11 protein-coding genes are annotated in these 17,557 nt (G+C 61.5%); 6 read left to right on the top strand and 5 right to left on the bottom strand.

The window, feature by feature from the left end; genetic code table 11:
* Nucleotides 1–23: 23 nt before the first annotated feature.
* Nucleotides 24–1,739: an alkaline phosphatase family protein gene (locus tag HDE79_RS02035; RefSeq protein WP_184600251.1), complete on the bottom strand. Its 1,716-nt coding sequence runs from the start codon at nucleotides 1,737–1,739 to the stop codon at nucleotides 24–26.
* 462 nt (nucleotides 1,740–2,201) lie between these two features.
* Here HDE79_RS02035 and HDE79_RS02030 point away from each other — a divergent pair, with 462 nt between their 5' ends.
* The gene (locus tag HDE79_RS02030) at nucleotides 2,202–3,335 is read left to right on the top strand and encodes a sterol desaturase family protein (RefSeq protein WP_184600250.1); all 1,134 of its coding nucleotides are present in this window, start codon (nucleotides 2,202–2,204) and stop codon (nucleotides 3,333–3,335) included.
* A gap of 30 nt (nucleotides 3,336–3,365) precedes the next feature.
* On the opposite strand, the gene HDE79_RS02025 is transcribed toward HDE79_RS02030, so the two are convergent.
* Together HDE79_RS02025 and HDE79_RS02020 are read right to left on the bottom strand one after the other, a co-directional pair.
* Nucleotides 3,366–4,355, bottom strand: a complete 990-nt coding sequence (locus HDE79_RS02025) for a pyridoxal-phosphate dependent enzyme (protein ID WP_184600249.1) — start codon at nucleotides 4,353–4,355, stop codon at nucleotides 3,366–3,368.
* Entirely contained in the window at nucleotides 4,352–5,365 is a 1,014-nt protein-coding gene (locus HDE79_RS02020) for an aldose epimerase (RefSeq protein ID WP_184600248.1), read from the bottom strand. Before HDE79_RS02020 ends, HDE79_RS02025 begins: the two co-directional genes overlap by 4 nt.
* Before the next feature lie 73 nt (nucleotides 5,366–5,438).
* On the opposite strand from HDE79_RS02020, the gene pepN reads away from it, so the two are divergent.
* Nucleotides 5,439–8,105 carry an aminopeptidase N gene (gene pepN, locus HDE79_RS02015; RefSeq protein ID WP_184600247.1) on the top strand — a complete coding sequence of 889 codons (2,667 nt, stop codon included), beginning with the start codon at nucleotides 5,439–5,441 and terminating at the stop codon, nucleotides 8,103–8,105.
* 91 nt (nucleotides 8,106–8,196) lie between these two features.
* Here pepN and HDE79_RS02010 read toward each other — a convergent pair whose 3' ends face one another.
* Nucleotides 8,197–8,376, bottom strand: coding sequence for a hypothetical protein (locus HDE79_RS02010; protein WP_255483969.1), 180 nt, complete (start codon nucleotides 8,374–8,376; stop codon nucleotides 8,197–8,199).
* A gap of 577 nt (nucleotides 8,377–8,953) precedes the next feature.
* Between HDE79_RS02010 and mnmG the strand changes: the two genes are divergently transcribed.
* The 4 genes from mnmG (at nucleotide 8,954) to HDE79_RS01990 (ending at nucleotide 16,437) form a co-directional block, all read left to right on the top strand.
* Complete coding sequence (mnmG, locus tag HDE79_RS02005) at nucleotides 8,954–10,831, top strand: tRNA uridine-5-carboxymethylaminomethyl(34) synthesis enzyme MnmG (RefSeq protein ID WP_184600245.1); 1,878 nt, start codon at nucleotides 8,954–8,956, stop codon at nucleotides 10,829–10,831.
* A 69-nt stretch (nucleotides 10,832–10,900) separates the two neighbouring features.
* Nucleotides 10,901–11,671, top strand: coding sequence for an RDD family protein (locus HDE79_RS02000; protein ID WP_184600244.1), 771 nt, complete (start codon nucleotides 10,901–10,903; stop codon nucleotides 11,669–11,671).
* 445 nt (nucleotides 11,672–12,116) lie between these two features.
* Nucleotides 12,117–14,456 (top strand): Tex family protein, encoded by a 2,340-nt coding sequence (locus HDE79_RS01995; protein ID WP_184600243.1) that lies wholly within the window; start codon nucleotides 12,117–12,119, stop codon nucleotides 14,454–14,456.
* Between the two features lie 115 nt (nucleotides 14,457–14,571).
* Nucleotides 14,572–16,437, top strand: coding sequence for an autotransporter domain-containing protein (locus HDE79_RS01990; RefSeq protein ID WP_184600242.1), 1,866 nt, complete (start codon nucleotides 14,572–14,574; stop codon nucleotides 16,435–16,437).
* A 136-nt stretch (nucleotides 16,438–16,573) separates the two neighbouring features.
* Here the strand turns inward: HDE79_RS01990 and HDE79_RS01985 are convergent, their stop codons facing one another.
* Nucleotides 16,574–17,446: a YbaY family lipoprotein gene (locus HDE79_RS01985; protein WP_184600241.1), complete on the bottom strand. Its 873-nt coding sequence runs from the start codon at nucleotides 17,444–17,446 to the stop codon at nucleotides 16,574–16,576.
* Between the last annotated feature and the right edge of the window lie 111 nt (nucleotides 17,447–17,557).

The following is a 17,557-nucleotide window of genomic DNA, read 5'->3' as shown; positions in this document are numbered from 1 at the left end:
GGCATGGCAACTTCCAAAATCGTTCACTGATAGACGTGCAGACGTCCAAACGTCCATGCATGGTAAGAATCGATCAGCCCCGGCATCTTGCAGTCGTCGTAAAGTCCGTTGCAACGCGTGCGCAGTTCATGCAGCGCGGAGAAATAGGGATCTTTCGGTAGACCGGCGGCCTGCAGCACCATGCTTGGCAAAAACGCGATATCCATCATCGGATAGCTCGGCAGTGGCTCGCCCGCAAAATTGCTTTTCAGCATGTAGTAGGTGAGGTAATCGCGGTAAGGCTGCAGCGCCAACGGTAGTGTGCGCGCCATCGGCCGGATCATGCCCTCGAACGACGGCTGATGATCGCCGAAATGCACCAGCAGGGTTGGCTGTGCGCGGTCGAGGAAATCGTGCTCCAGCCCACGCATGGCCACGTCGGAATCGTGCAGGCGCGACAGGTAGGCACTGAAGTTGATCGTTGCCGCCGGCGACAGCCCGGTCAACAGCCCCCGGTTGAACGGCGCCGGCAACTGGGCCAACGGCAGGTCGTCGTGCGGGCCGTGCTGGTTGATGGTGAGGATCATGATAAAGACCGGCTGGCCCGGCTTCTTGACCTGATCGTAGACGCGCTTGGCCGCATCGAACATCTGCTTGTCGGTTTCTTCCCACTCGTCCAGCTTCAGCTCGTTGACGTCGTAGAGATGATCGAAGCCATACGACTTGTAGGCGTTGCGGCCGTTGATGAAGCTGCCTTCGGTCGGATAGATCGCGATGGTCAGGTAACCCAATCTCCGCAACTGCATTGCCAGCGCGTCGCGCACGTGCGGCGCCAGCACGTATGGCGCGTACATTCCGCCGGGGCCGAAGATATCCTGCGGCATGCCAGTCAGCGTGGCGAATTCGCTCACCCAAGTACCGCCGCCGAAGGTATGCGTACGCAGCACGCCGGTGCCGCGGGTGCGCGCATCGGCCTGAAACAGTTGCAGACGACATTCCGGCACGCCGCAGGCCGCGAAGATCGACGGATCGAAAGTGCTTTCTTCCAGCACCTGCACAATGTCGGGATACGGTGGATGCGCGCTGCCTGGTTCACCCTGCGCAGTCGATCCCCACTGCTGCTCGGCAATCGCATCGCTGGACATCGCCGGCAGGTGCACGCGGGCATCGTCGAAGTTGATGAAGAAGTTGGTCAGCTGTGCATCGTCGGATAATTTCTCCCACACGCCGCGGTTATGCACCTGCGCAAACGGCCCATTGGGCAGCATGCAGATCAGGAAAACCAAGACGCTGAGCAAAACGCCACCCATGCGCAGACCAAGCGCTGACAACCATCGGCGTCCGACAAACAGGCGCCAGTCCCAGCGCCACACCAGCCACAACAGCGGCGGCACCACGACGCAAATGCCGATGCTCAGCAGGTACAGATGCGGATAGTGCCGCAGCGTATCGAGCAAGCTGGTGCCGGCGTAGTAGATGAAGTCCGACGGCATCAACGATTCTTCGAGATACTTGATCTTCAGCACCGACAGAAACTTGATCGCGGCAAACAGCGCGCTGCAAACCACCAGCGCGGTCGCAAAGCGCGCAGTCACAAACAACAGCGCGCCGAAAGTGCACAGCATCAACGCCAGCACGAAAACCTGTTGCAGTACCTTCGGCTCCTGCATCGCAGTCGCAAAGACACAGCCGGCAAATAGCAGCAGCGCACCGAGCGATACCGCAACGGTTCGCGTGAAATGTAACGGCAGTCGTCGCATGAATGGAAAGTCCCCGGGACTCGATTGTCACCGGGGCGCCATCTTACGGACTTGTGACGGTCGCGGCAGGCCATGCCTCAACGGCCGTTCCACTGGCGTTGGGCTGGCGCGCACCGGCATCCGCCCGGACGACCCGCTGGATCCAGCCGCTAAACTGCAAATCCCTGCGCCAGCGATGTTTTCATGCCTGCTTCCTCGCCATCACAATGCGGCGCCGTGTTCGCCATGCTCATGAGCATTCTGATCTGGGCCTAAGTTGTGCAAACGCATGTTCGTGCGACACAAACCTTCGGCACTCGACCTCACCGCGTGGCAGATGCTGACGGAATGACTGGGTATCGCCTTCGTCGTCGCGGTGAGTCGTCTCACTGACGCCTGGCCACACAAACCTTCGCCCTCATTCAGCATCGAAACGTGGCGTCGGCGATATCATTGGCATCAAGTACTTCCGAAAAAATACTGATGCCCGATTTCTCCCAATTCTGGTCCCACGCGGTTGCCTGGCTGAGCAGTCATGCAGTCACGCCGTTCCTTACGCTGATCCACATCAACGGCCTGGCCGGCAATCCCGACGAGATTGCCGGTGCGCTGATGATTGCGGCACTGCAGGTGGCGATCATCGGGCTGCTTTTTCGTCCGTTGGAAACCTGGTTTCCCGCCGAACAATGGACCCACCGCAAGCTCACCCTGGTCGATCGCAACTACACGATTCTGATGCTGCTCGGCATCTTTCCACTGTTCACCTATCTGGTGCTCACCCCGTTCAGCCATCTGTTTGGCGGCAGCGATTCTGACGCCAGCGACAGCACCGGCTCGCCGTTGGCGATCTCGCACCTGATTCCGTGGTTCGACCATCACCCGCTGCTGCTGTTTCTTTTCTATTACGCCATTTACGACTTCGTTTATTACTGGATGCACCGCACCCAGCATGCGATTCCGTGGTGGTGGGCGCTGCACAGCATGCATCACAGCCAACGTCAGATGAGCTGCTGGACCAACGACCGCGGCAACCTGATCGACGGCTTTATCCAGTCGATGGTGCTGGCCGTGGTCGGCCTGCTGATCGGCGTACAGCCGGACGAATTCGCCTGGCTGATGCTGCTGGGTGAGCTGGCGCAGAACTTTTCGCACACCAACGTGCGGCTCGGCTTTGGACGGCTATTTGAAAAGGTGTTCGTCGATCCGAAGTTCCATCGCCTGCATCACATGCTGGTCGATCCGGATCGCCCGAACCTGCACAACTGCAACTACGGCCAGGTGTTCTCGATCTGGGATGTGGTGTTCCGCACGGCGCTCTACGGCGAACCGACGCGACCGACCGGTGTCGGCGACCCGATCATCGATGCCGACAACAATTACACCCTGCTCGGCCTGCACTGGGTGTCGACCAAGCGTTTTCTGGGCGCCGTGCGCCGCAAGGCAGGCTGGAAGCCCGGTGAAGTGTCCTTCGCCGAGGATTACACGCCCATTCCACTCAAAACGCTGAGCCCGATGGATTTGCATGCCCTGCACGCGGCCCACGTAAAGCCAACCTCTGCATCCAGCACGACGACAGCCGCGAGCACCAGCAGCCACACCGAGGCCGAGGCGGCTTAGCGCACGCGTCGCTACTCGGCAGGCATGGCGTCAGCCCGCGCTCCAGGGCAGCGACTGCAAATCCACATTGCCGCCGGTGAGCACCACACCGACGCGGCGGCCGGCAAAGCGCGCGGGCTGCTTCAGGATCGCCGCCAGCACGGTGGCACTGGATACTTCCACCACCAGCTTCAGCTCCGACCACAGCAGCTGCATGGCGGCAATCGACTCTTCGTCGCTGACTGCGATCACATCGACGTGGTGCGTGCGTAGCGCATCGAAATTGGTTTCGCCGATCAGCGCGCGCAGGCCATCGCACAGGGTATCCGGCACCAGCGTCGTCACGCGCCGGCCCTGTGACAGCGACCGCACCGCATCGTCGGCACCAAGCGGTTCGGCGCCGAACAAAGTAATGGAAGGATCGATTGCATGCGCGGCAATTGCCGTACCGCTGGCCATGCCACCACCGCCCACCGGCGTGATCAGCGCATCCAGCCCGGCCACCTGCTTCAGCAACTCCAGCGCTGCCGTGCCCTGCCCGGCCATCACCTGCGTATCGGCGTATGGATGCACCAGCACCGCGCCGCTGGCGCGCTGTACCTCGGCCGACATCGCCTCACGCGCCGCTTGCGTAGCAGCGCAACGATGCAGGATTGCACCGGCACGTGCGATCGCATCGACCTTCGCCTGCACCGCACCTTGCGGCACAATGACATGCGCAGCGATGCCGCGGGTAGCTGCGGCAAGTGCCAGCGCGTTGCCGTGATTACCGGACGAATGCGTCACCACGCCGGCCGCTGCCTGCGACTCCGTCAGCGCCCATACCGCGTTACAGGCACCGCGAAATTTGAACGCACCACCGCGCTGCAGGTTCTCGCATTTGAAATGCAACTCGGCGCCGCTCAACGCATCCAGTGCCGCGCTGCGCAGCACCGGCGTCACCCGCGCATGCGGCGCGATGCGCGCGGCAGCATCGAGAATCTGCGCGTAGCTTGGCAGCACGTCGCTCGACAAAGTCTGCTTTATCACTGCAGCATTCATGGCAGCAGCACCTCCACACCGCACCGAAAACGCCGCTCGGCACCCGGCAGCAAACGGATGGCGTCCAGCCATTCAGGCCGGTTGAACGCATCGGCCATGCATTCCATCGGCTCCAGCGCCACGGCACGTCGCGCGTCGCGTGCCGCCGTGTCGGCGGTGAATGCGTGCATCACGCCACGCTCCTGCCAGACCGCAATCGCCAGCCCGCTGACCGGGTCACGCAGGCGCGTGCGGATATAGCCATCGGTCTCGACCTGCAGATCGGTGTACTCGTGATCAAGGATCGTGCTACCGACCAGTCGCGCTTCGCGGAAATCGAAGGCCGGTGCGTCGTCCAGTGGCACGTAAGCCTCGGCACCCGGCAGCGCGATGAGATCGGCGTCGGTGCGAATCAACGTCTCACCCGGAATCTGCAGCTGCCAGCCATCGGCGGCGATGCCCGCAAGCGCACTGTTGCCTACACGGAAATAGGGATGCCAGCCAAAGAAGCACGGCGCCTCAGTGTCGCCAACATTGTGCATGCTGACGTCGAGCGCGATGCCGCCGGCGTCCAGCGTAAACGTCACCGCCAGATCGATCGAATGCGGATAACCCGGCTGCGGGCGGATCGCCGATGTCGACAGAGTGACGTGTGCCCCCGTGGCGTCGGCCGTCAGCTCTGCAATCTCGAAATCGGTATTGCGCACGAAACCGTGGCGACTCGCGCGATCCGCTCCGATGACGCCCGGCTGCAGATCTTCTGCCTGCCCATCGAAGGTGTAGCGCGCATCGCCAATACGGCCGGCGAACGGCACCATGATCGCAAAGCGCGAGCCTGGCCGGGTGGCCACCTCATTCGCATCGCGATAGCCATCGGCGATGTCATGCAACTCGCCGTTGAGCGGCACCTGGAAGCTGAGCAGCGCCGCGCCATGACAAGCCACGCGCAGTTTTCTCTGATCGTCGTGATCGGTCAGCACGATGATCGGCTGGTCGCCCAGCAGAGCTTTTTCGGCGGTATATCGTGTCATGGGGTTTTCCGGAATTTTCGGCTGTCAATAGACTGCATGGTAACCTGCGTACTCCCCGCGCCCTGCTATTTACATGAATACGATCTCCGAAAAAAAGTCTGCGCTGATTCGTCTCAGCGACTATCGAGTACCCGCCTGGCAGGTCGAAACGGTCGAACTCGATTTCGACCTCGGCATCGAAACCACCGAACTGTGCTCGCGCCTGCTGTTGCGCAGCGATGCCGCGCCATCCTCGACGCTGCGGCTGGATGGCGAAAACCTCGAGCTGCTGTCGATCGCACTGGATGGCAAACCACTGCCCGAATCCGCCTACCTTTACGCCGATGGCGTGCTCGAGGTCTACGGCGCTGAGGATGGCAGCGTGCTGGAGACCCGCGTGCGCCTGCGACCGGCAGCGAATACCACGATGGAGGGCCTGTTTTTTTCCGGCAAGCACGAGAGTGGTTTTCTGCTTACTCAATGCGAAGCCGAAGGCTTTCGCCACATTACGTTTTTTCCCGATCGCCCGGACGTGCAGTCGCTTTACACAGTTACCCTGCGTGCGGACAAGGTGCGCTTCCCGGTACTGCTCGCCGGGGGCAATGCCGATGGCACCGGCGAGCTGGATGATGGCCGGCATTGGGCGCGCTTCGTCGATCCGTATCGCAAGCCGAGTTATCTGTTCGCCCTGGTCGCTGGCAAGCTGGAAAAGATTTCGCGCGATTACGTGACTGCTGACCAGCGCGCGGTGACGCTGAATATCTGGGCCGAATCCGACGCGATTCATCAATGCGATTACGCCATGGATTCGCTCGAGCGCGCGATGCGCTGGGACGAGCAGACCTACGGCCGCAACTATGATCTGGCCGTGTTCCACATCGTCGCCACCCACGATTTCAACATGGGGGCGATGGAAAACAAGGGCCTCAATATCTTCAACGCGAAGTACCTGCTGGCCGACCCGGACAGCTCGACCGACGATGAGTACCGGCACGTCGAGGCGGTGGTCGCGCATGAGTATTTCCACAACTGGAGCGGCAACCGGGTGACCTGCCGCGACTGGTTTCAGCTGTCACTGAAGGAAGGTCTGACGGTATTTCGCGAACAGAGTTTTTCGGCCGACATGAACTCCGCGCCGCTGAAGCGCATCGAAGACGTCGCGCTGCTACGTCGCGCCCAATTCCCCGAGGACGCCGGCCCGCTGGCGCATCCGGTGCGTCCGTCGCAGTACAGCGAAATCAACAACTTCTACACCGCGACCGTTTACGAAAAAGGCTCCGAGCTGGTGCGCATGCTCTCCTCGCGACTGGGCAAGGATGGCTTTCGGCGAGGCATGGATCTTTACTTCACACGTAACGACGGCAAAGCAGCCACGCTGGAGGATTTCCTTTCGGCGCTCGGTGATGCCAACGGTATCGACCTGATGGCAAACATGGCCTGGTATGCCAAGGCCGGCACGCCACGACTCAAGGCGCGCGGCGATCACGATGCTGTGCAGCGAACCTACGCGCTGACGCTTTCCCAGCATGCATCCAACGACGCTGATTCGAAGCCGCACGAACCGCTGCCGATTCCGGTGAAGCTGGCGCTGTTTGCTGACAGCGGCGAAATGCTGCCACTGCATCTGGACGGCCAGACGTCCGAGATCGCCAGCGAGTCGACAGGAACTGAAAGCGTGGTTGTTTTGGCGCAATCCGAACAGACTTTCGTGTTCAAGAACGTCGACGTAGCGCCAGTACCTTCGCTGCTGCGCGGATTTTCCGCGCCGGTGATTCTGGAATGCGACTACACGCCCACCCAACTGGCGCTGCTGCTGGGCCACGATGTCGACGGCTTCAATCGCTGGGAAGCTGGGCAACAGCTTGCCGCCCGCGCCTATGAAAACCTGCGCGATGGCAGCGCCAGCGATGCCGTGCAGACGTGGTGCGATACGCTCGCGACACTGTTTGCCAACGACGGTATCGACGATGCACTGCTCGCCGACCTGCTGACGCCGCCGGGCGAAGTCGAACTGGCCGAACGCGAGAGCGTGGTCGACCCGCAGCGCATCCACGAGCTGCGCCTGAGCCTGCAACAACAGCTAGCCGAGCGGATCGGCGCAAAAGTTCTGGAGCAGCGTTACCGCAATCTGGCAACACATGCCAGTGCACAGCTCGACCCGATCAGCCAGGCGAGACGACGGCTCAAGCGCCGCGTGTTGGAACTGCTGGAATTGGTCGATGGTGCCAGCGCCTACTTGCTGGCTCAGAACCAGTACAACAGCGCGCCGGCGATGACCGACCGACTTGCCGCACTCGCCGTGCTACTTCGTGATCAGCCAGCACAGGCTGCGCCAGCGCTGCAGCACTATCGCCAACGCTATGCCGACAACGCATTGGCTATGGACAAGTGGTTTGCCATCCAGGCGCAGTCCACGGCAACCGACGCGCTGGACCGGGTGCGGGCTCTTGAGCGCGACCCCGCATTTACGCTGAAGAATCCGAATCGCGTCCATGCGCTGCTGGGTACGTTTGTGCGTGGCAACCCCAGCGGATTTCATCGTACCGATGGTGCGGGCTATCAGTTGCTGGCCGACCGGCTTATCCAGCTTGATGCATTGAACCCGCAGCTCGCCGCGCGAATCGCCACAGCGTTCAATGGTTGGCAGCGTCTTGAGCCACGCCGACGTGAAGCCGCCCATGCGGTGATTGCGGCATTGGCGCGTCAGGAAAATCTATCGCGCAATCTGACGGAAATCGTCGATAGCATCTTCAAGCACTGAACCAGCCGGTTGTCGATATGGCCTCGCAAGGTGCGAGGCCGGCATCACCATCAGTGCGCTTGGCGCGTTTGCCTTGCGCACGGTGCATCAATCAAACAGCAAGGTCACGCAGTGCTTCAAGCAGGGCACTCATACGTGACTCAAGACGCGGCTGCAGCGATCCGCGCTCGCTGTCATCGCGCTCACCCAAGCTATCTATGGCCATTTCAACCCGGCCGAGCTCGATCAGCAAATCGTGATGCGGATACAACGGCTCGAAATTCATGTCCATGGTGAGTCTCCTCATTTGGTCATTTCAGTGATGCAACACTCATGCCAATACGTGATTGACGTCACACTTATCTCGAGAGACCTATCACATGGCTGACGTAGCGCGTCAGCTGCTGCCCCGAGCCGACACAAACTCCCGTTACAGTCACTTCGGGTTCACGCGATAAAGTCAAAAATCAAGTCTCCAAGTGGCGCAAGTTATTGCCTACCTGGAACCAAGTTTCCGCTTTCTGGCGCCTGGCAATACGGTCTTCCTGGATTCCCCCTGTTCCTGAGACCGCCTGGCGCCAGATTTATTCAAAGACAAAGCCCCGCCGCACAAACGGCGGGGCTTTGTCTTTGAGGCCCCACAAAAGGCGACGGCACCCCGAAGGGTGCCGTCTTGCTTCCTTTCCCGGTACACAATCGAACCCCTGTCCGTTCGATCTCGGCGCGCGAATCGCGCAGCGTCTGCCCGTGAAAGTGCTGATTGGCTATAAGCAGAAACCGTGCCATCAAGCATGAACCAGCTGCCATCGGCCGGATGGCGCTAAAATAGCAGCTTGTTTGGTCACCATGTGCACCCCCGGGGCAGTCTGATGCGTCATCCCATCCACTACGACGTGATCGTGATCGGCGGCGGACACGCTGGCACTGAGGCTGCGCTGGCTTCTGCGCGCAGCGGAGCGCGCACGCTCTTGCTGAGCCACAACATCGAAACCATCGGCCAAATGAGCTGCAACCCGGCCATCGGCGGCATCGGCAAGGGACATCTGGTCAAAGAGATCGACGCGCTCGGTGGCGCAATGGCACATGCAGCCGATCGCGCCGGCATCCAGTGGCGCACACTGAACGCATCAAAGGGTCCGGCCGTACGCGCTACCCGCTGCCAGGCCGACCGCTCGCTGTACAAGGCCGCGATCCGCCGCATCGTGGAGACTCAACCGAACCTCGAACTGTTCCAGCAGGCGGTGGACGATCTGATCATCGAGAACGGCCGCGTTACCGGGGTTGTCACGCAGATGGGCCTGTCGTTCGGTGCGAAGAGCGTGGTGCTGACGGCTGGCACCTTTCTCGCCGGCAAGATTCATATCGGTCCCGCTCAGTACGCTGGTGGCCGTGCCGGCGATCCGCCAGCCAGCGCCCTGGCGCAAAAACTGCGCGAACTGCCGGTCGCCGCCGATCGCCTGAAAACCGGTACGCCGCCACGCATCGATTTGCGCAGCATCGATTTCAGCGAACTAGAAGAGCAGCCCGGCGACAATCCAACGCCGGTGTTTTCCTACCTTGGCACGCGCGACGAGCATCCGCGCCAGATCAGCTGCTGGATCACCCACACTTCCGAGCGCACGCATGAGTTGATCCGCGGCGCGCTGGACCGTTCGCCGCTGTACACCGGACAGATCGAAGGCGTCGGCCCGCGCTACTGCCCGTCGATCGAGGACAAGGTGGTCCGCTTCGCCGAAAAATCCTCGCACCAGATCTTTATCGAGCCGGAAGGGCTGGACACGTTCGAGATCTATCCGAATGGCATCTCCACCTCGCTGCCGTACGACGTGCAGCTGGCGCTGGTGCAGTCGATCAAGGGCTTCGAACGCGCGCACATCACGCGACCCGGCTACGCGATCGAATACGACTACTTCGACCCGCGCGGGCTCAACCCGTGGCTGGAAACCAAGGCCATCGGCGGTCTGTATTTCGCCGGCCAGATCAATGGCACGACCGGCTATGAGGAAGCCGCCGCGCAAGGCCTGATCGCCGGGCTCAATGCCGCGCGGGCCATACAGGACAATGCGCCGTGGTATCCGCGCCGCGACGAGGCCTATATCGGTGTGCTGATCGACGACCTCACCAGCAACGGCACCATCGAGCCCTACCGCATGTTCACCTCGCGCGCCGAATATCGGCTGCATCTGCGCGAGGACAACGCCGATCTGCGTCTGACCGAAACCGGCCATGCGCTCGGCGTCGTGCCGCAGGCGCGCTTCGATGCGCTGCGCACCAAGCGCGATGCCGTCGATGCCGAAATACGGCGCCTGCAGGGATTGTGGGCCACGCCAGCGAATGCGCTGGGCGCAGCGATCGAGCGTCAGCTTGGCGTCGCTGTCAGTCGCGAAACCAACGCGCTGGATTTGCTGCGCCGGCCGGAGCTGGATTACGCCAAACTCGCCACGGTCAACGAACTCGGCCCCGCTGTCGAACGCGATGATGTTGCGGCACAGGTCGAGGTGCAGGTGAAGTACGCCGGCTACCTGCAGCGCCAGCGTGAGGAGATCGAGCGCCAGCACCGCAACGAGCACACCGCGATTCCCGCCAGCTTCGACTACGACAAGGTGCGTGGCCTCTCTGCCGAGGTGCTGTTGAAACTCAAGCGCACGCTGCCGGCCACCGTGGGTCAGGCTGCGCGCGTGAGCGGCGTCACACCGGCGGCCATTTCTCTGCTGCTGGTGCATCTGAAGCGGCGCGCCGCGGCCTGAGCACCTCGTCATGCTCGGCCGCCGTGCATGCGTGGCATCATGCGGCATTGATCATCAGGAGGTACAGCGATGGAAGTGTGGATCGGACGCGATGGCGAGCGACATGGCCCCTATACCGATGGAGATATCCGCCAATGGCTGCGCAGCGGCCAGGTGAGCAGGGACGACCTCGGTTGGTACGAAGGGCTCGCCGACTGGCAACCGCTGTCCGTGTTGTTTCCGGAAGAAGTGCGCGGCACCCCGCCACCCGCGTTTACGGCATCAAGCGCACCTGGTGCGCTCCCGCAAACCACAGCCGCCACACTGGAAGACTATGCCGGTTTCTGGAAGCGTGTTGCCGCCTACATACTCGACGCCATCATTCTTTACATCCCCAGCCTGCTGATTCAAAAAATCATGGGTGGCGACGCAGCGGAAGCTGCCATGAAACAGGCGCAGCTTTCCGCGCCGGACGACCCCCATCTGATGCTGACGGCGTTCAGCCAGTACTACGACACGATGCTGCCAGCCGTGCTTATCATCACCGTGATGACCTGGTTGTATTTTGCGTTCTGCGAAAGCTCGGCATGGCAGGCAACCATAGGCAAGCTGGCGCTGGGCATTCGCGTTACCGACATGCATGGCGCGCGCATCAGTCTTCCACGCGCGCTCGGCCGCTACCCCGCCAAATATCTCAGCGCCTTTATCCTGCTCATCGGTTTTCTGATGGTGGCATGGACACAACGCAAACAGGGCCTGCACGACATGGTCGTCAGCACGCTGGTGCTCAACGGTCGCGCTAGCGAGTTCAAGCCAACCCAGACAACACCAGGTAGTAGCAATAATTCGTTTACAGCCTGATCGTTCTCTATCGAACAGCGGCGCCGGAGCTCTGCTTCGGCGCCGCTTTCATTTATTGCCGACGCACTTTCTCGGCAACTAGGGCGTGTCATCAATGACCAAGTGGCTCGCGTTGTTTCGCTGTGGCCGTCAGGTGGTGGTGCGTGGTTTACACCTTTCTCGGTGCGCAGCGCCTGACTGGCGGTCAGGCCAAGCCGCGCGCTGCCGCATGGCGGCCACAGCGAAGCAACCCTACGGGCCGGGTCTGTTTGCCCACAGGCCTGCGTCATCGCTCAGGCGTGTACGGACGTACACTTCTTCGCTCTTCCTTGGCCTGCGCGCAAACAGTTCCCGGCGCGGGCCGCTTGGTCATTGATGACACGCCCAATCACCGCCATGGAGCGGCTTGCTATGATTCGCAGTCCCCTCCGGTATCGCCGGATTTTTCAGAGAACACCCCAGCCCCATGCTCAGCATCGAACATCGCATTGCCCAGGATATTGCCGCCAAGCCCGACCAGGTGCGTGCGGCCGTGGATCTTCTCGACGGCGGCGCGACCGTGCCGTTTATCGCGCGCTACCGCAAGGAAGTGACCGGCGGTCTCGATGACACCCAACTACGTTTGCTGGAAGAACGCCTGCGCTATCTGCGCGAGCTGGAAGAACGTCGCGCGGCGATCCTGGCCAGCGTCGAGGAACAGGGCAAGCTCAGCGATGCGCTGAAGAACGATCTGCTTTCCGCCGATACCAAGGCGCGACTGGAAGATCTTTACCTGCCGTACAAGCCCAAGCGCCGCACCAAGGCGCAGATCGCGCGCGAAGCCGGCCTCGAACCGCTGGCGACCGGCCTGCGCGATGATCCGACACAAACGCCAGAAGCCTTTGCCGAAGCCTTCGTCGATGCAGAAAAAGGCATCGCCGACGTGCGCGCAGCGCTCGATGGCGCCCGTGCGATCCTGATGGAATCGATCGCCGAAGATGCCTACCTGGTCGGCGAGCTGCGCGACTGGATGTGGGCCAAGGGCCAGATCCGCGCCAAGGTCGTCGCGGGCAAGGAAAACGAAGGCGCAAAATTCCGCGACTACTTCGACCACATCGAACCGATCGGCAAGATTCCCTCGCACCGCCTTCTCGCGCTGATGCGCGCGCGCAACGAGGGCGTGATCGAGCTGGAACTCAGCCCTACCGTCGACAGCGAGCAAGGCCATGCCGAAGGCGAAGGCCGCGTGGCTGCGCGCGCCGACATCCAACATCGCAACCGCGCCGCCGATGCATGGCTGCGTGAAACGGTGCGGCTGACCTGGCGCGTGAAACTGCATCTGCATCTCACGTTGGACTTGTTCGGCCGCGTACGCGAAGGCGCCGAGGACGAGGCGATCCGCGTGTTCGGCGACAATCTCAAGGACCTGATGCTGGCCGCGCCGGCTGGCGCCCGCACGGTAATGGGGCTGGACCCCGGCATCCGCACCGGCGTGAAAGTCGCCGTGGTCGATGCCACCGGCAAGCTGCTGGCTACCGACGTAATCTATCCGCATGAGCCACGCAAGCAGTGGAATGAATCCATTGCGCAGCTGGCGAAATTGGGCAAGCAGCACGGCGTCGACCTCATCGCGATCGGCAACGGCACCGCCTCGCGCGAAACCGACAAACTGGCCGGCGAGCTGATGAAAAAGCACGCCGATCTGAAAATGTCGAAGATCGTGGTGAGCGAAGCGGGCGCATCGGTGTACTCCGCCTCTGAGCTGGCGGCGAAGGAATTTCCCGAACTCGACGTGAGCCTGCGCGGCGCCGTGTCGATCGCGCGCCGCCTGCAGGATCCGCTGGCCGAACTGGTGAAGATCGAGCCGAAGGCGATCGGCGTAGGTCAGTACCAGCATGACGTCAACCAGATCAAGCTGGCGCGTGCGCTGGAAGCCCGCGTCGAGGATTGCGTCAATGCCGTCGGCGTGGATGTGAACACCGCATCCGCCGTGCTGCTGTCACGCGTAGCCGGCCTGTCCGCCGCCGTCGCCGAGAACGTGGTGAAACATCGCGATGCCAACGGCCCGTTCGCCAACCGCAAGGCGCTGCTGAAAGTGCCACGACTGGGCGACAAGGCGTTCGAGCAATGCGCCGGATTCCTGCGCGTATCGCACGGCGACAATCCGCTGGATGCCAGCGCGGTGCATCCTGAGGCGTATCCCGTGGTTGAGCGGATCATCGCCCAATGCGGCCGTGAGGTGAAAAGCGTGCTGGGCGACAGTGCGTTCCTGCGGAGCCTGGCGCCAGAGCAGTTCACCGATGAACGCTTCGGCCTTCCGACCGTGCGCGACATCCTGAAAGAGCTGGAAAAACCCGGCCGCGATCCACGTCCCGAATTCGTCGCGCCGAGTTTTGCCGAGGGAGTCGAAGACGTGAAGGACCTCAAGCCCGGCATGATTCTCGAAGGCCGTGTCACCAACGTTGCCGCCTTCGGCGCATTCGTCGACATCGGCGTGCATCAGGACGGGCTCGTCCACGTGTCGGCGCTGTCGCATACCTTCGTCAAGGATCCACGCGATGCGGTCAAGGCCGGTGACATCGTCAAGGTCAAGGTGATGGAAGTGGACCTGCCACGTCAGCGCATCGGCCTCTCGATGCGGCTGGACGACGAACCGGGCCAGAGTCGCAGCCGCCCCGCCGCGGGCAGCGATGCACGTGCTCCGCGTGACACAAAGAACGGCGACGCTCGGCCGGCATCACGTGGTGGCAGCACAGCGCCAAAACAGGCCGCGGCGCCAGCCAGCGGAGCCTTTGCCGATGCGTTTGCCAAGGCCCGCAAAAACTAGCGGAACGCAGGTTTTTTATGCTGCACCTGCGCATGCGTATGGATACCGTTTCCGATAGTGTGACGCCCTCGTTACGGCCCTCATCCGGGCCCTGGTACTGAAGGGGAGTCACACCATGCTTCGCACCCGCTATCTGGTCACGGCGATCACCGCCGCCATGCTGTTTGCCGCCAATGCACAGGCGGCCGACAATCCGCCATTCGACAACATCGTAGTTTTCGGCGACAGCCTGAGTGACGCCGGCCAGTTTTTTTCCACGTCGCTCAACAGCTACTCCAAGTTCACAACCAACCCGGGCGATGTGGCGGTTCAGTACATCGCTGCCGGCTACGGTTTCAACCTGCAGCCTTCGCGCGTAGGCGGGAGCGACTACGCTTTCGGCGGCGCCGGCGTGGTGACGGATGACGATGGCCCCGATCCATCGATTCCCACGCTGACCCAGCAGGTCAACGGCTATTTGGCGAACGGTGCGAAGGCTGACCCACGCAGTCTGTACATGGTATGGGGTGGTGCGAACGATATTTTCTATCATTCGACGCAGTACGGTTTGAACACCTTTTTCGGTGGCGGGTTTGAAACGGCAGCGCAAGCGACAGCCAATATCAACGCCGCCGCCACCCAGGAGCTGGCGTTGATCAGCCAGCTCAAGCAGGCCGGCGCGAATTATCTGGTGGTGTTCAACCTTCCGGACATTGGCAAGACGCCATCGGCTGCGGCTGACGCAGCGCTGGTGCCGGGCATCCAGACGTTTCTCAGCAACGTGTCGGTGTCCTACAACCAGACGCTGAATGCCGGCCTCGCCGCCACCGGCGCCAATATTCTTTCGGTCAACACGTACGCATTATTCAACGAAGTACTGGCCAATCCGACTGCCTTTGGCTTCGTGAACACCACCGTACCGGCTTGCACCACGTCAAGCTCGCACGATTGCAATAGCAGCACGCTGGTAACGGCGAATGCTGCTCAGGACTATCTGTTCGCCGACGGCGTACATCCCACCACGGCTGCCCATGAAATTTTCAGCCAGTACGTGCTGTCCGAACTACACGCGCCGGGTCAGATCTCCCTGCTGGGCGAAGCACCCTTGGCGGTGAGCACCGCCCAGACCAAGGCCGTGCGCACACAGATGCAGTCCGACGATACCGGCGCCGACAGCCGCGTGTTCGCGACGGTCAATTTCGGGCTGCAGCGTTTTGACGGTACCTACAATTCGCCACGCACGACCAGCGACAACACGAACCTGACCATCGGTGCCGATCTGCGCAGCAATGACAATCTGTCGATGGGCGTGGCCCTGGGCCTGGGGCGCAACACCGCGAACTTCAACGGCGGTGGTGGCTATGATCTCAACGATACCTCCGCGCTGGCCTACGCCACCTATCACGTCGGCGGCGGCTATGTGGGAGCTTACGGTGAGGCGGGCCACTCCAATTTCACTGACGTGAATCGCATCATCCAGCTGGGTTCGCTCGACCGCACCGAAACCGGCAACCCCAACGGTTCGCACCTTGGTGCAGGCCTCACCGGCGGCTGGTGGTTCGGCCAGGGCACGCTGAAAAACGGACCGTTTGCCAACATCGAGTATCAGAGCATCCGCGTCGACGGCTATCACGAAAGCGGCGACGACAGCACGGCGATGTGGTTCGGCAGCCAGCACCGCAAGGCGCTGATCAGCACGCTCGGCTGGCGCTTGCAGGGCCAGTGGCAAACAGCGAACACTACCTTCGTCCCCTACGCCGAGCTGGCCTTCAACCGCGACAGTAAAGCCGATGCGCGCGATATCACAACCGGTCTCAACTCGTTGAACGGCCAGTTTACGATCGCCGGCTATATCCCCGACAAGACCTGGGGTAGCGCTGACCTGGGCCTGACGGCGCAGTTCACCCCTCAGCTCAGCGGCACGATGTCATACAACGCGCATTTCAGCGACAGCAGCCAGCGGTACAACGGTTTCAACCTCGGGCTGAGATACCGCTTCTGATCAGCTGACCGCTGGTCTGATGACCCAATAAAAAAGCCGCCCTTGACTCGGGCGGCTTTCTTATTTTCGGATGCCCAAGGAAATGGACGTCCAGATGGCTAATTGATTTAGCCTCTCGGCATTGACTTGCAGCAACTTACTTGTCCTTGCCGCCGGTTGCCAGATTCAACACATCCAGGCCCTGCTTCTGCAGACTGGCGGCAGCCGAATCGTCCAGCACCTGCACGTTGCCGTTAACCTCGTGCTGCTTCAGCACCAGACTGCCGTTGTCGTCCCAGCCGGCGCGGTCGATCGCGGTGGGCTTGGCACCCTGGTTTGGCTTGGTCTGCTGCACGACAACCCACGGCTTGCCATTCTTGTAGGCGTAGTCGGTGCTGGTGAAGCCCTTGGCACCGTAATCAACCAGTTCACGGATGAATTTCAACTCGTTGTCCTGGCGAAATACCTGCCAGCTGCGCGAAACGTCCTTATCCAGCTTGGTACCGCTCTTGACCTTCATCGCGCCGAGCTGCTTCTGCACGTCGGTGAACACGGCCAGGGCCTTTTCACCTGCCGTCTGCTCTGCCGACAGTTCAATGGCAATACCGTCGCTCTTGTTACCATTGGTGAGCGCCAACGCCTGGATCTTCATCGTGTAGTGACGGTCACCGTCGCTCAGCTCCGCCTGCACGACGTAAATATCATTTTGCTTCACTTTCACTGGATCGAAGCTCATCGCAAACGACTGCGGGAACTGGGTAGCCGGCGTGATCAACTTGAGAGCCAGCGGCGGCGCGCTGGCGTCGGCGGTAGAAGAGACGTCGACCAGCTTGATGCTGAGCGATGCCTTCGGCGACAGTGCCTGAGCCGCCGAGCGCAGCGTAACCGTACCGCTTACCTCATTGGAAACCTTGGCAGCGCCGGCTGTACTCGCCGAGGCGGGTGCTCCGTCGGACGAAGACGAAGAGGAATTGCAGCCGGCCAAAGCCAGTACAGCAAAGGGAATAAGCGACAAAACCATCTTGCGCATGGGAAAACCTCATCAACGTGAAAACGAGCGCGAATAAGAGCGTCAGACGCCGTGCGCCATCGGTTTTTCGCGGGGGAAGCTCCGAGCATAGCCTAAAAAGACGGCCATATA

The organism is Rhodanobacter sp. MP1X3 (assembly GCF_014207165.1).
Lineage (GTDB): Bacteria > Pseudomonadota > Gammaproteobacteria > Xanthomonadales > Rhodanobacteraceae > Rhodanobacter.
This window is presented reverse-complemented; position numbering and strand designations above follow the sequence as displayed.